This is a genomic window from Bacillota bacterium (assembly GCA_009711825.1).
Classification (GTDB): Bacteria; Bacillota; Proteinivoracia; order UBA4975; family VEMY01; genus VEMY01.
The window spans coordinates 25,990-40,557 of the sequence record VEMY01000048.1; the positions used below are offsets into that span (position 1 = coordinate 25,990).

Genomic DNA, 14,568 nt, shown 5'->3' on the forward strand with positions numbered 1-14,568 from the left:
GTATCTGAGCTTAATATAATTAAGCAACCGTTTGCTATCTTAACTGCCGGCTGCCAGTCTTTCCGTGACACTCGTCACAAAATAAGCTGTCAGGTGCTCTTTTGCTGGCGATTGGCTAACAACAAGCACCCCGGCTTGCAAACTGCGCATATATTGAACTGGAGAGGTTAACATGAATTGCATTGTTAAAACTATTGGCAACAAAATTAACACCGCTGGCAACATCCATTCTGGTTGCAATCGGTCAGAGTTTCTGCGCAGATTGTCATCTGAAGCGCATACAACAAAGCCTGGGAAAAAGCAAAAGTAATTACGGCCCCGTGACAGGGCCGTAATTTTAATCTTCTTGCTCTTCTGCTTCAGTAGCTACGAAGATAATATCGAAATCTACATTGATATCCTGATACAAACTGCCGGTGTCGGCAGGTAGCGTGATGGTAAATGTCACATCTTCGCTCTCTGTGGCCAGGGACAGTTCTCTGCCGGCCTCGGGTTGATCGATTAGACCGGCCAGAGTGCCGGTGTACAGGGATTCGGTGTCTACCTCAACACTAACTTCCAGCTTGTTAGCCAATAAAGCGGCCATACGGGCGCTGGTTTCATCACCTGCATGCCAGTCAGCGGATATATAATAGAGGCAGTCGACATCGCCAATATTGGTAACTGTAACATCTGCTGCATCAGAGTCGCCGGGCACCATGTCCTCCACATCGAACAAACCGGTTTCCGGTGATACTGTTATCGCTATAGTCCCGGAGCTGACTGAGCTGTCAGCACTGGTTGTAAGAAAATTAAATGCCAAATTATCACCTCCTGCTGCCAGCCTATGAAACTTATCTCTGGAAAGGGACGTCCTGGCTCTATACGTTTGCACCGCCGGGCACGTATCCCGGGGGGTGAAACAAAACAACAGCAATTCAGGTAGTGGTGGTACCTGCAGTGCTGTTGTCTATTTAAGGAGGGTTGTTTTAGATTTTAAAGATTAGATTAGGGAAGAACTAGTGGCGGTCGGCGTGAAGCCCTGCCGCACACTCATCCATAAACTCATTGTGTTCTTGGCCAAGGTGATGATCGGGTTCATAGCACTCGTCACCTGTCATATGCCCCATATGGTGCTGATGCATGCCGTCTGTAATCATATCATCATGCATGGAGTTGTGATGCCCAGACATGTTCGCTTGGGGGTTGTGGTCTCCGGGATGCTGCATAGCAAAAGAGGCGCCTGTTGCCAAGCTAAGAATTAAACCGACACCTGCAATGAGCCCAAGTTTGTTAGCCATGTTGTGCCTCCTCCTTGCCTTTTCTAAACATAAACCACATCATGCCTACATGTAGTAAAGGGCAGAGTAAGACAAATAACGTGCCCATGCTGTAGCCCCGTTGAATGAAGAAAAAGGCTAAGCCCAGAGGGATTAGACAACATAGGACCATCAACAATGGGGAGTGTTGTCTTTTGTGCTTTACTTGTTCAGCATAGTTTGGATCATCTTCAAGGTGGTGTTCATCAACTGTTTGGTTGTCGTTGCCTCCACAACACTTCATTCTATTTACCTCCTGTTTTTGGTGGGGTGTCCGGGAGCTATGCCCCGGACACCTAGAACTATATATACTTCCTGGTAGGGGAGAGATGGCGTTGGAATTAGGCAGGCATAGCTAAGGAGTTTGAGTTAGATCGAAGCCGCGTCTGTTGTTCCAGTTGCCTCCCCATACATACAGAAGCGGCTTCTGTTCTGAGTGATGTTCACTCACCTGTCTGTAATCGCAAGTCCCGTGCCACAGTCTTCCCAAGGCAAAAAAGAGAAGATAAAATAAGTTATGCGTCAAACCCTACACTTCAACGTGGCATTTGACGCAGTAATACAGAATTAATATAGTAATTATAGATATTATGCAGGATTTTGCTGTGATAACAAGAATCATTATTACAAATCCTATTTTCTCTGGAAAGGAGGACAATATGTTTAATAATGCAATCACTATTGGGACAATTGCCAGGATCCCCATTCGCCTGCATCTGACCTTGCTGCTGGCTTTTCCACTGCTGACCTGGTTATTTGGCACACAAATTGCAACCATGGCCCAGGAAGCTGGTCTGGAGCTGTCTCAAAATGTCTTCGTGTTGGGGCTGATTCTGACATTGGCTCTGTTTGTAAGTGTCGGATTGCATGAGTTGGGGCATGCGTTGGTTGCCCGTGGGCGGGGGATTCACATCAAAGACATTACCTTGATGTTGTTTGGCGGTGTCGCTCAACTGGATGAGGAGTTTAGCCACAATCCGGCAAATGAATTTGCGATTGCCCTGGCCGGTCCTGCTGTCAGCCTTGGTTTGGGGCTGGGTGCACTTGTGTTTGCCCAGCTAATGCCGGTGCCGGATTTATACGTGGTAATCTTTTATTTGGCCTGGTTAAACATCGTATTAGCTGTATTCAACCTTTTGCCCGCGTTCCCCACCGACGGTGGACGGATCTTGCGTTCACTTCTGGCACGGAAAATGAGTTATCTGGCCGCCACCCGGTTTGCCGTCAGTCTGGGACAGTTGTTTGCCGTCCTGTTTGGTGTCTTTGGTTTTTTGAGCGGAAACTTTTTTCTAATCTTTATCGCAGTCTTTGTCTATATGGGCGCCAGTCAGGAATACCAGGCCAGTCTTTTGCGCCAGACTCTTTCCGGTTTTACGGTCGCAGATTTGATGACCGCCAAAATATCCAGTGTTCCGGCCAATTACAGCGTGCAGCAGTTGGTGGAGCAAATGTATCGGGAACGCCACAGCGGTTACCCGGTTATGAAGGAGGGGCGTCTGGTAGGCTGTGTGACCATGGAAGATATTCAAAAGGTTGAACCGCGACTGCGGGAGTTTAAAACCGTTGAGGATATCATGAGCACCGAGATAAAAGCGGTTGCTCCGGAAGATGATATCTACCTGGCCTTGCGCAGGCTTTCTGAACTGGAAATTGGTCGTTTGTTTGTGCTGAAAGACGAGCAATTGGTGGGGATCATCACCCGTACTGACATCATGAAGGGGTTTCGCTTGCGTTTGCTGGAATCTGAACGCTGACAGGGCGGGGTGCAATGTAACTGCGCCCCGCCCTGCGGTTGTCATCTCAGTTTAAGTTCGGTTATTTCGTATCTGAGGACACTCTCGTCAGCTGTCTCTACAGCCCATTCCACCGCCATGTCGAAACCGCCAACACTGCCCATCCAATAAGTCAGGGTCCATTCTAATTCACCGCTTAAGGGATTGTCCATGCGAACAAAGTGGTTGGTGACGGGAACTGACATGTGCACTAAGTTCCGAGTTTCGCTTCCCCTGTTCTCAATTTGAATGAACTCGTCGGGGCGTTGTAATACTGCTCATGAAAGGCATTGAACATAAACATGGGGGCAAACAGAGAGCCAAAAATATAATCACCGTTCGTATCGATTAATCCATACTCCATATCCTCAGGCTCAACCTTGACAATTATTCCATCATCAAGCCAAATATCGATTGACTGTTCCTATTGCTCCTCAATCAACAAGGAGAGCTTCTCGCCGTAGGTATCACTGCCCTCTGTGCTTAACGTGAAGGATGAATCCCTGCCATCATCATCCCATCTGAGGCCAAAGATCGCAAAGGTGGTATAAATACCCTCTAGGTCTTCTACTGCATAAAGATTACGTTCCTCCCGTTCAATAGTTCCATTATCATCAGGGGGCGGTTCTACCGGCTCCTCCTGATTTGGCGGTGGTTCTGTATTGTTATCGTCTTGATTACCTTTGCTACTGCAACCTGTTGCCAGGATTAGCATTCCAAGGCAGCATATTAGCAGTATCCTCGAGTACTTACATGTACGCCGTAACACTTTTTCACCTTCAGGATTTTTTAAGGCAGAGCCTAGGGCTCTGCCTTATAGACTACATACTGATTTCTTCACCTGTATGTTTTGCTGCGATTTTGCCTGCAATCGGAAGCTTAATTTTTTGCCCGTTATAGGTTTTGTAGATAAGGATTGCCCAACAGATAAAGATGGCTAGGCCAATTACAATCGACAACAAGGTAAAAAGTCCGCTAAAAACGACATAACCGAAGGCATAGTAGCCAGCAGAACGAATAACTGCACGAAGAATTATCCCGCTAAGAAGACCAATAACCCAGAAAATTAAATGTAGGGTGCCGAAGGTAATAATCGATTGTAGTGCGTGAAAGCGTACAGTTTTGTTGTCTTTTTCGATGAAGAAGAAAACCAGCCCGCTCAGCCAGCCAAGAGCATAACAAAGGGCACTGGCAACGTTTTCTTCTAACCCGGTAGAAGATTTGACGCTCATTTTCTCACCTCCTCAATTTAGTCCTATTAATAATTATATTTACGTTGACCAGGTTTCCTGCAAAATTAAAATATATTTTTGTAAGTTGTTCCCTACAATGGGTTACGTATATAAATAAAGGCCCGAAGGTTGCTTACAAAAGTTCGCACCATCGGGCCATTTTTTTTACATTTGTTCAGGGGCTTCCACGCCGATGAGATTCAGGACATTCTTTATAGTAATTTTAATTGCCTTCATCAGGGTGAGCCGTGCACGGGTGATGCTGGGATTATCGGGGTCAATCACTCGTTCTGCATTGTAATAGCTGTGCAGCTGAGATGCCAACTCAAATCCGTAATGGGTGACGGTATGGGGGGTACGCCTTTCAGCCGCTTCGGCAACGATGTCAGGAAATTCACCCACCTTCTTCAAGAGGTCAAATTCCCGTTCTGAATTAAGGGTCGTCAGATCCTGCTTGTCGTTGTCCTCAATGCCCTGGTCCGTGGCATTGCGTAACATGCTACAAATCCGGGCATGAGCATACTTGACATAATATACGGGGTTGTCGTTGGAACGAGATACCGCCAGATCCATGTCAAAATCCAGGGTGGAATCAGAGCTGAGTATTGTCAGGAAGTAGCGGGTGGGGTCAACACCCACATCGTCCATCAAATCCCGCAGGGTGACAGACTTACCTGTGCGTTTGCTCATTTTTACTTTTTCCCCGTCTTGGAAGAGGTTGACCATTTGCAAGATAAGAATTTCCAGCTGCTCGGCTTCGTAACCCAGGGCCTGCATTGCCGCCTGCATCCGGGCAATGTAACCGTGATGGTCAGCGCCCCAAATGTTAATTAACTTATCATAGCCCCGCTGCATCTTGTCACGGTGGTAAGCGATGTCTGGCACCATATACGTGTAACTGCCATCATTTTTTATCAACACCCTATCCTTGCTGTCGCCAAACTCGGTCGTTTTGAACCAGGTTGCGCCGTCTTGCTCATAAGTGAGGTTGGCGGCCTGCAAAGTTGCCAGCGCAGCAGGGATTTTATCTTCGTAGAGGCTGGTCTCGGAAAACCATTTGTCAAACTCCACCCGGAAATCTTTAAGGTCTGTCCGCAGTTTATCCAGCTCGCGCTCCAGGCCATATTTGCGACAGAAAGCTAGCCGTTCCTGCTCCGACATCGCCAACAGCGCTTCCCCATGTTCTTGGGCCAGTTCCTGGCCAAAGCCCTGGATGTCCTGGCCATGATAACCTTCCGCCGGCAGTTCCGCTTGCTGTCCCAGGGCTTGACGGTAACGGGCCTCAACGGACAAGGCCAGGTTGTTTATCTGATTGCCGGCATCATTGATATAATACTCTCTTCCAACCTGGTATCCTGAAAGTTCAAGGATGTTGCATAATGAGTCGCCGACCGCTGCGCCCCGGGCGTGGCCCACATGCAGGTCCCCAGTGGGGTTGGCTGAGACATACTCCACCAGAATCTTTTGTCCGTTTCCGACATTGTTTGCGCCCCACTTGTCTCCGGCGTCAAGAACAGCCGGAACAATTGCCTGCAGGTAAGTGTTATCCATAAAGAAATTGATAAATCCGGGGCCGGCAATTTCAATTTTTTCAATTGATGCCTTTTCTTTATCAAAATTCGCCACAATTTCTTCAGCAATTTGGCGGGGGGGCTTTTTTGCTGCCCGGGTAAGCTGCATGGCAATATTGGATGCGAAGTCGCCATGGCTTTTATGTTTAGGTGTTTCCAAAATTACTTCCGGCAGTTCTTGCTCAGTTACCATGCCGGTCCTGAGGGTGGCCGCTGCTATTTCCGCTTTAAGGATTTCTCTGACTTGAAACAGTATGTTCAATTGTAAAACCTCCTTGAGCAAACCTTAACTTATTATGCCTCGTTCACAGGATTGATGCAAGTAATTGACGGCAGTACTTTGCCTGGGCTCTTGCCCAAACAGCTTGTTCAAATGACATAGGTCTTAGTACGCTGAACATAAAGTGCAGCAGAAATAGTTGCTTGCGGGAAAATAAGTTTCTTGAGAGCAATTTATATAGGAGGATTTTCATGTTCGGTGAAATTCTAGACCTTGTTATTGACAGCGCCGAGGGAGCATTCATTGAAGTTGGTGTATTTGTTGGAGCAGTTTTATTGCTGTTCGGTTGGGTGGATTGTCGTTATAAAGGGCGTTTAGTTGGGTTCATTGCCAATTCAAAACGTTGGCAGCCTTTGCTGGGGGGATTATTAGGACTGACGCCAGGGTGTGGCGGCGCCATTTTTGTAATGCCTTTGTTTTTCAAAGGCAGCGTTACTTTTGGGACGGTAGTTGCAACGCTCATGGCTACAATGGGTGATTCAGCTTTCGTGCTGATTGTGAGCAGTCCTGTGCATTGGTTGCTGGTCAGCGGGTTAACTTTGTTCACCGGTGTATTAACTGGGTACGCCGTAGATCAGGCAGGGTTGGGCCGGGTAATTCTTGCAAAATATCGTCGACAGGTTGGCGAAAATCCTGACTCTGCGTCTGGTGATGCGTCGGTGGTAGCTGACCGGTCAAGCTTGAAATTAGTAAACGTGTTTTCTATTGGTTTTTGGATTCTTGTCTCAATCGGGCTTATCCTGGGTATCCTGCAGCTTATGCAGGTGGATATTAATGCTTTGGCTATTCCCGGCGCCGGACTAATTGTGGGCGTAACCGGTACAGTAATCTCAGTGTTGGTTACATTGTGGGGAAAACATTTGAAATTCAGTGGGCACGGAGAAAATTCTTGGTCTAGAACATTATTGCGTAATTTTAGAGAGACTGCCTTTGTGACCACATGGGTATTTATCGGCTATTTGCTCTTTGAATTTTTAGTGCTGACTGCAGGCAGTGGCGATTATTTGGTCGGTGAACAGGTTGTTGAGGCAGTATTGCTGGCTGCCGGCGCGGCCTCAGTGTTTATTGCCGTAGCTGTGGGGATAATTCCGGGCTGTGGGCCACAGATAATTTTTGTCTCTTTGTTTGCTCAAGGATTAATTCCTTTTGCCGCTCTGGCTGCCAATGCAGTCTCCCAGGATGGGGACGCTCTCTTCCCAGTCCTGGCCATGGATCGACGCAGTGCTTTTTGGGCAACTGCGATTAATAAATTGCCGGCTCTTGCCCTTGGTTTGATAATCTTCTGGGTTGAGCGTAGTGTCGAATGGCAGCAAATAACGGCCTCCCTATGGAGTCTGTTCACGTAGTATCTAATCCATGCTGAACAACTGTCCTTGAAGGTGCGAGGTTTTTGCTTTTCCGGGTATTGAACTGAACCAGCTGACATATTGTTTAACAACAGATATGTAGTATTGGGAGGGGGAGTTTGATGCCAGGGAAGTTATTGATCATCGATACCCATCGGTTTATGTACTCGAAGATAACCAACTATAGTTTTTCTCAGCAATCTGTGTATGTTGTCAAAGAAGATGTGGTCGATATGTTTTGGGGACTGCAATACAAGACCGGCCTCAGCGAACGGGAAGTAAAAGTTAATATCTTGCATTTGGAGTATGGCGATGAGCATTGGTTTTTCCATGACTCGTCGGCTCTGTACCGGACCTTAAGTCTGTTTGACAAACTCCGGGCAAAGGGTGAATTGAGTCCAAAGGGAGCAGAAAAGATGGGAGTGGGCAGGGCCTATCGGGATAGCTTGGATAAGCAAGATTGGCATTATGTGGGGAATATAACTTCAGTAGTTCAAGAACTAGAAGAAAATATCACTTAAGTCAGACGTTTCGTCTGACTTTTCTATATACATATGTCCAGAACCAGTTGCCAGGAATCAACATATCAATATAGCGGAAGGAGGTTTATAGCATGACAATAGAAAAAAGTTTCCCGGTTGGAAAAGGGCCCATACCCCCGCCCACTGAGGTGGCATGCGTTTATGTAAAGAAAATCTATGATGCCTGCTCCCAACGCGAGTGTGACGAGTTCTTCTTTACCGACCTGGAGCTCCCCGAAGGTGTGCCGGTAGCAGACTTGGAAGTTGAATGTTCAATCGTTCCCGGCAGTGAATTTTTTGAGGACTGGTCAATTGAGCCAATTGATGGCGGACCACTGGGCTTGGTACGGGTCAATGTTTGCGCTATCCTGGAAATCCGGATATTTGACACCAATGATCCCGGCAATTACACCATCAATGAGGAGACCGTTTGCTTCTTCAAAGAGGTAATTCTCTACGCTCCCGACCCGATACAGATGCAGGTACTTGTGGAATCTATTTTCGAGGCATTGGCCTGCGAAGCATTTATCGAGACTGGCGATGAAGAGGAAGAGGATTTCCTGTTGGTTATTGCCACCATCGGCGCATTTATCATTGTCAAGACTGCCCTGCATGTCCAGCTCTTAGTTCCCGCCTTCGGTTTTTGCCCGGTGCCGCCTGAGTGTGAGGAGCTGGGAGACCTTTGCGAACAGTTCTTGCAGCGGCCGTTCCCGCCGTTTTTCCCGCCCCAGTTGAATGATCTAAATACCTGATGACAACATTGTCTGTGACCTGCGGCACATCCCGCAGGTTTTCACTTTCTGTACAAGGTGGTTTTAGCGATGCATGAGCAACCGCTCTTAGGGGTGATGTTACCCCCCGATGTGCTAAAAGAAATGGAGCAGGGTTCGATTCGACCACGGATGGGCATGTTGAACGCAGCCGCAGTGGAGGCCGGAGTGTCGGTGGTGTTCTTCAGCATGGAGGGTGTAGACCTCGAAAACCGACAGATTAACTGTATCCGGTATAACCAACAGGCAGAGCGCTGGTGTCAAGGGGTTGCGGTTTACCCGAGGGTGTTTTATAAACGCTCTGGCAACGGTCCTTCAAACCGTAAATTCGACAAATTTATACGACAGCTCAAAGCTTCCGGCGCACGGTTTTTAAACTATCCATTTCCCTACCCAAAAATGGAGGTCTACAATAAGCTCTACAAGAATAAATCTGTCCGGCCATATCTGCCTGAGACTGTTCAGCTGTCCGGGCCTCGGATACTGGAAATGATGCTCAATCGCTACGGCGACGTCTATGTTAAGGCTAGCCTCGGTAGCCGCGGTAAGCGTGTTGTACGGATAAAGGCAATTGCGCCCCGTTGTTACAGGTTGACGTACTTCGACGATCAGCCGGAGACTGTGGTCTACAGGAATCTTTCCAAAATGATACAGGATTTGGAGCGGATGGCTTTATATCGAGATGTGCTTGTTCAGCCCGCTATCGATTTGATAAAAGTTAATGGGCGTCTGGTGGATTTTCGGGCTGAAGTCCAGCGCACCGGTGACGGTCAAATAGTAGCGTATGCTATCCCGGTCCGGGTCGGTAGTTCCGCTTCCCCGATAACTACCCATGCTTCTAGTTATCAAATGGAGGAATTCCTAACTAAGTTTCTCAACTACGAAACGTCTGATGTTTCTGCCCTGCGCAATCGTGTGGAAGAGTTCCTGGTAAAAATCTATAGGGCTATTGAACAAAGCTATGGACAATGTGGTGAGATGGGTATCGACTTTGGCTTGGACACTACCGGCAAATTGTGGTTTATCGAGACCAATTCAAGATCTGCGAAAGTGTCTCTTTTTCACAGCTATGATGAAGCAACCATAAACCGTCATTTCCAGACACTTGTCCAGTATGCCGTCTCGATTGCAGGTGATGTCAATGAGCCCAGCGAAGAGTAGCGGCAACGATCCCCGTCCATTAGTGGGAGTGTTTGTGACTAATAGCACCGTCAACAGCTTGCTGGCCGGTAATGCCCGTCCTAGGTTGGTAACTCTAAATGAGCAAAGTCAGCTGCTTGGGGTAAGTTTGTTTGTGTTTGCAGAAAGAAATATCGACTTGCAAAAGAGGAAGATCGCGGGTTTAGTGTATAATCCTGATGTGAAAAAGTGGGTTCAGCGGGTATTCCTGTTTCCTGACATTCTTTACACCCGTCGTGGCCCCGGCAAAAAGGGCAGCAAGGCTGATAAGTTTGTGCAAGCAATCGCCCAGATAGGGATTCCGCAGATAAATTCCTGTTCTGATTTTGACAAATGGGATACCTACAGCCGATTTAGACGCTATCCCGAGTTAGTTTCCCACCTTCCTGAAACCTGTTTACTGACTACTGTTGACCAACTGAAAGATATGTTCGCCAGGTATCAAAGCTTGTATATCAAAGGAACAATTGGTCGCCATGGACGGAAAGTGATTCGGGTTGACCGGCGACACCGCCAATATATAGCTAGTCACCTGGGTAAGCGTCTGCGGGTCTGGCGGTTCTCCAGCATCCGGGGATTGTTACACAAAGTGCGGGCTGTGTTGAATAGCAAAAGGCTTCTGGCGCAGCAAGCCGTGGGCTGTATCCAGCTGGCGGGAGGTAATGTGGACTTTCGCGCGGAAGTCCAAAGAGACGGGAACGGGGAACTGGGCGTAACCTGTATTGCCGGCAGGGTGGCCACACCGGGAGCGCCGGTCAGCAGTTCTCGCACCGGTTCAACGGTTTTTACTTTTGCTGACACATTGCGACGCTGCAGCTATTCAGATACCCAGATTCGTTCCTTAGAGCAAGCGGCCGAAACCTTTTTGTGTAATATCTTTCAGTGTGTGGAGCAGGAATATGGTTCATTTGGTGAATTGGGCATTGATTTTATTATTGACACCGATGATAAGTTCTGGTTATTGGAGGTAAATGCCAAGTCCGCCATGGGAGCGGCCGGTCAGGCATGGGATGCAGAGACAATCGCCTTGCTCTACAGGCGGCCGTTGGAATATGCCCGGTATCTCTTCGAAAGCAACAGCCAGCCTTAAACGGCTGGCTGCAATAATTAATCGCTATGAGCAGCAAACTAGCTTTGAGGTGATTGAGATGCGTGTGTGGGATGTGCATCCGGGCTACCTTTCCCGGTCCAGTCTCTTGGGGCAACATGTTGAAATCCATGCAGTGTACAGTGTTATTACTGGTAAGAAGCAAGGTTACGCCAGGCATCCAGAAACGATGCGTTGGCGCAATCATCTGGCTGAATTGGTGCGGATTCATGACCTCACTGTTGGCGAGATGCTGCTGCGGGGATTTGAGCATAACAGTCCACTGCACTTTGAACCGGCGACCGACTCAGTTAGCTTGACCTATGTGGATTCACCTCGGCGCCAGTTTGAGCTACTGGTGGAAAAATACACCCAAAAAAACCAACAGGGTAGGATACCTCTGCCGAGAATAAACTCAGAGTTTTGGGCGCATCATCATTACTCGGTGCTGGCGCGGGGAGTAGAGGGTTACAAACTTGCGGCATCCAAGTTGCGGAGCTTACCCGCCAGGGAGCTGAGTGATTCGTTTGTTACTTACATTACCGAAATCCTGCGCCAACCAGTCGAGTCCGATGCTCTCAATGAAGTTGCCGAACGCATTTTGCATCTGATTGAGGACCGCGTAGATAGGGCTGAACAATTACGGAAAAAAAGTAGGGGTGAATTGTGGCGGAGTTGTTTTCACATGGCAGAGAAATATCACCTGCGTACTTTGTTGCAATCCACGATATTTGCCGATACAATTTTACCGTAATTACAGCGATGGCAGTTATGCGTATTTAATGAAGGCAGGTTACCCAATCACTGTATTATCGGCATCGATAATGGTAAAATGTACCGGTTGGAGGCGGTTGTAATGAAAATTGTCATTGATGCCGATGCTTGTCCCCGGGCAGTGCTGCAGACTTGTTTTTCGTTGGGGAAAAAGTACGCGCTGCCGGTATGGACTGTAGCCAGCTTTGAGCATTGCATCGACAGCGAGAACCATTTGATTGTTGGCAACGACCCCCAGGCTTCTGACATCAAGCTGATGAATATTACCGAGGCCGGGGATATAGCTGTTACACAGGACTGGGGTTTGGCTGCCATGCTGCTGGGAAAAAGGGTGCGTTGCCTCAATCCCGCCGGCCGCTTGTATGACAAGGGGAAGATTGATTTTATGTTGGAGGAACGGAACTTGAAGTTTCGTCATCGCCGAGGTGGTGGACGGACCCGGGGGCCCAGAAAACGTAGCCGCGAGCAAGATCATAAATTTGCTGCCATCTTAGAACGAGCGATTCAGGAGCAGCTTGCCATTGATATTGACAGTTGAATCAAGGTGTTGCAGAAAACCCAACTATGTTGATAAGGCTGTCGGTTAGCGCCGATAAACTCACAAGCCCGGCTACACCGGGCTTGTGTTAATAAATATTTCATATTTTTTTGCTAAAATAGATTTAAGTTCATTAACATGTCGAGATTGGGTGAAACTAATAGCGAAATCCCTTGTTAGAAAGAGTGGCGTAGTATAAGATTATTATATTAAGATATTGGTATGGAGGTGAAGCCGCTATGTATAGAAAGCTTGGCCTGATCGGTTTAGCGATATTGATCTTTGCCGTCGCATGCAGCTCTTCAGAGCCTGCCGGGCCGGTGGCCATAGTCAACGGTTCAGAAATCTCTAGGTCCGCTTTTGAGACAGAGCTGGAATATGAGTTGGAGTTTTATGAAATGCTGGGAATTGAATTGAATGATGAGGATATTGCCGAAATTCGTGAGGGCGTGCTGGAGCGCTTGATTAACATTGAGCTGCTCCTTGGAGCAGCGGCGGCTGCGGGTATAACTACGGAAAGCGTGGACGTAGACGCAGAGCTGGATTTAATTCGCGATATGTTCGACACTGAAGACGAGTTCCTTGGGGCATTGGAATCCGAAGGATACACCCTTGATACTTACAAGCAGATAATGCAGGAGCATTTAATGGTGCAAGCGCTCCTTGATAAAGAACTTGATTTCGGTAATATAGAACTTACCCCAGAGGAATTGCAGGAGTTAGAGGAATTTTACGATGATGAATTTGCTGACCTTGAAGATGCGCCGGAGAGGGAAGAAGTATTAGAATATTATTCGTCCCTGTGGATTGAAGAAAAGGCCGACATGATAGTTTGGGAATATATCGAGGAGCTGCGGGCAGAAAGCGAAATTGAATACCTGGACTAAAGTGTCCGTAAAAAGCCGTCAGAAAACCGACGGCCTTTTTTGTGTATTCGTAAATAAATATTTATTTTTTAGATTTTTCTAAGGGAAATAGCTACTATTTGGACGAATATAGTTGTAAAAACAAGCACAAGGGGGATTTGGCGTGGTTAAGGGCAGCCAGCATCAGACCCTGTTAGACTGTTCGCTAGAATTTAACTGGCGGGGAACTTGTGGCGAGGAGTTAACCGCTGTAGAAGCAGCAGCCCGCCTTAGCGATGAGAAGCTTGAGTTGATGCCGCGGTTTGGCGATGCTCTATCCTTTCCGCTTCGGCAAATATCTGACGTTTCTGAGGGAGAGCACCGGGTGGTTTTGTCTATCGAAGGTGGAGAAAGTGTGGAGTTATATCACCTGGGTTACAAATACTCAGATTTTCACCGCATTCTCAACAGGCAGCGAAATGAGCTAATGCTTGCCGATTTATTGATGTATGAATCTGTCCGCCGGGCTGGGATTGGCGCCGATTGTACGTACATAACTTCCGCCGGAAAATCCGAGCTTGGGAATTGCGAGTTGCGCCTCTGTGATACCGCATTGTTGGTTTTGCCGGACTCGGGTGAACCACGCCGGTTCCCTTATAGCTTTATTGAGCGCGTTGAGGAGCATGACTATAAGGTTTCCCTTTTTATTGAAACAGGTGAGGTTCTGAAGCTTTCACGTCTGGGCCGTGATTATGATTCATTTATTCAACTTCTGTCTCAGTTGCTCAATGAGTTGTCGTTAAAGGCCCAGGAGTTGTTGCGGGAGCTTGCGCCAAATGCCTCACCGGCGGTAATCCGCGGTGCGGCCCGGCTAATGCGGGAGGGACGGGTTGCCCGGCGTTGCGATTTGGATGAAGTTTCGCCCGACCTCTGGGGCAACCTTGAGCGGCGTTTGGATTTAGTCGGCATCCGGGATGAATACAGTTTTCTGCTCCAGTATGCCAATCGGCAGCAGGTCGGTATTGGTTTCAAACGTCAGCTCCAGGCGGAAGGGGAATATGTTTGGTTTTTGCTGCCGTTGGTTGACAGCAATGCATTGGCAATGGAAGCTTCTTCCGGCCCCGACAGCGGCCGGGCCACATATTTTTTTAGGATTGCCTCTCGCCCCCGGTCTGGCATTGTACAGTGGTAGACACAGCAAAGGCCTAAAAAAGCCCATGACACAGGGGCTAACCCGTCATGAGCCTAAAAACGTGTTGTGACTACAATATGTACTGTTTTGGACTAGGAAACTCGACAAATCTGGGTGGGGTATTTACCTTCAATTTGTCCATTAAGCTATGTAGCTCAGGGCG

Annotated in this window: 16 protein-coding genes and 1 pseudogene; 10 read left to right on the top strand and 7 right to left on the bottom strand. The window is 47.9% G+C overall.

Annotation, left to right across the window (positions count from 1 at the left end; all coding sequences use genetic code 11):
- Positions 1-337: 337 nt before the first annotated feature.
- The 3 genes from FH749_13225 to FH749_13235 all read right to left on the bottom strand — a co-directional run bounded on the left by FH749_13225 (position 338) and on the right by FH749_13235 (position 1,542).
- Positions 338-802: a hypothetical protein gene (locus FH749_13225; protein ID MTI96414.1), complete on the bottom strand. Its 465-nt coding sequence runs from the start codon at positions 800-802 to the stop codon at positions 338-340.
- A 196-nt stretch (positions 803-998) separates the two neighbouring features.
- A complete protein-coding gene (locus tag FH749_13230) occupies positions 999-1,280 on the bottom strand; it encodes a hypothetical protein (GenBank protein MTI96415.1) in 282 nt (93 codons plus the stop codon).
- On the bottom strand, positions 1,273-1,542 hold the full coding sequence (locus tag FH749_13235; GenBank protein MTI96416.1) for a hypothetical protein: 270 nt from the start codon (positions 1,540-1,542) through the stop codon (positions 1,273-1,275). Before FH749_13235 ends, FH749_13230 begins: the two co-directional genes overlap by 8 nt.
- A gap of 346 nt (positions 1,543-1,888) precedes the next feature.
- Here FH749_13235 and FH749_13240 point away from each other — a divergent pair, with 346 nt between their 5' ends.
- The gene (locus FH749_13240) at positions 1,889-3,052 is read left to right on the top strand and encodes a CBS domain-containing protein (protein MTI96417.1); all 1,164 of its coding nucleotides are present in this window, start codon (positions 1,889-1,891) and stop codon (positions 3,050-3,052) included.
- Between the two features lie 41 nt (positions 3,053-3,093).
- Here the strand turns inward: FH749_13240 and FH749_13245 are convergent, their stop codons facing one another.
- From FH749_13245 to FH749_13260, 4 genes are all read right to left on the bottom strand, one after another.
- Positions 3,094-3,276 carry a hypothetical protein gene (locus tag FH749_13245; GenBank protein MTI96418.1) on the bottom strand — a complete coding sequence of 61 codons (183 nt, stop codon included), beginning with the start codon at positions 3,274-3,276 and terminating at the stop codon, positions 3,094-3,096.
- Positions 3,277-3,494: 218 nt separating this feature from the next.
- Complete coding sequence (locus tag FH749_13250) at positions 3,495-3,785, bottom strand: hypothetical protein (GenBank protein MTI96419.1); 291 nt, start codon at positions 3,783-3,785, stop codon at positions 3,495-3,497.
- A 106-nt stretch (positions 3,786-3,891) separates the two neighbouring features.
- Positions 3,892-4,302, bottom strand: coding sequence for a hypothetical protein (locus FH749_13255; protein ID MTI96420.1), 411 nt, complete (start codon positions 4,300-4,302; stop codon positions 3,892-3,894).
- A 165-nt stretch (positions 4,303-4,467) separates the two neighbouring features.
- On the bottom strand, positions 4,468-6,135 hold the full coding sequence (locus tag FH749_13260; protein MTI96421.1) for an arginine--tRNA ligase: 1,668 nt from the start codon (positions 6,133-6,135) through the stop codon (positions 4,468-4,470).
- A gap of 209 nt (positions 6,136-6,344) precedes the next feature.
- On the opposite strand from FH749_13260, the gene FH749_13265 reads away from it, so the two are divergent.
- The 9 genes and pseudogenes from FH749_13265 to FH749_13305 all read left to right on the top strand — a co-directional run bounded on the left by FH749_13265 (position 6,345) and on the right by FH749_13305 (position 14,405).
- Entirely contained in the window at positions 6,345-7,499 is a 1,155-nt protein-coding gene (locus tag FH749_13265; protein MTI96422.1) for a hypothetical protein, read from the top strand.
- A gap of 122 nt (positions 7,500-7,621) precedes the next feature.
- A complete protein-coding gene (locus FH749_13270; protein ID MTI96423.1) occupies positions 7,622-8,020 on the top strand; it encodes a hypothetical protein in 399 nt (132 codons plus the stop codon).
- A gap of 92 nt (positions 8,021-8,112) precedes the next feature.
- Complete coding sequence (locus FH749_13275) at positions 8,113-8,772, top strand: hypothetical protein (protein MTI96424.1); 660 nt, start codon at positions 8,113-8,115, stop codon at positions 8,770-8,772.
- 69 nt (positions 8,773-8,841) lie between these two features.
- The gene (locus FH749_13280) at positions 8,842-9,951 is read left to right on the top strand and encodes a YheC/YheD family protein (protein MTI96425.1); all 1,110 of its coding nucleotides are present in this window, start codon (positions 8,842-8,844) and stop codon (positions 9,949-9,951) included.
- Positions 9,905-11,059: a YheC/YheD family protein gene (locus FH749_13285; protein MTI96426.1), complete on the top strand. Its 1,155-nt coding sequence runs from the start codon at positions 9,905-9,907 to the stop codon at positions 11,057-11,059. The genes FH749_13280 and FH749_13285 overlap by 47 nt, the downstream gene beginning before the upstream one ends.
- A gap of 58 nt (positions 11,060-11,117) precedes the next feature.
- Positions 11,118-11,423 (top strand): annotated as a pseudogene (locus FH749_13290) (hypothetical protein).
- 489 nt (positions 11,424-11,912) lie between these two features.
- On the top strand, positions 11,913-12,368 hold the full coding sequence (locus FH749_13295; GenBank protein MTI96427.1) for a DUF188 domain-containing protein: 456 nt from the start codon (positions 11,913-11,915) through the stop codon (positions 12,366-12,368).
- Positions 12,369-12,607: 239 nt separating this feature from the next.
- The gene (locus tag FH749_13300) at positions 12,608-13,255 is read left to right on the top strand and encodes a hypothetical protein (protein MTI96428.1); all 648 of its coding nucleotides are present in this window, start codon (positions 12,608-12,610) and stop codon (positions 13,253-13,255) included.
- 142 nt (positions 13,256-13,397) lie between these two features.
- The gene (locus FH749_13305) at positions 13,398-14,405 is read left to right on the top strand and encodes a hypothetical protein (GenBank protein MTI96429.1); all 1,008 of its coding nucleotides are present in this window, start codon (positions 13,398-13,400) and stop codon (positions 14,403-14,405) included.
- The last annotated feature ends 163 nt before the right edge of the window (positions 14,406-14,568 follow it).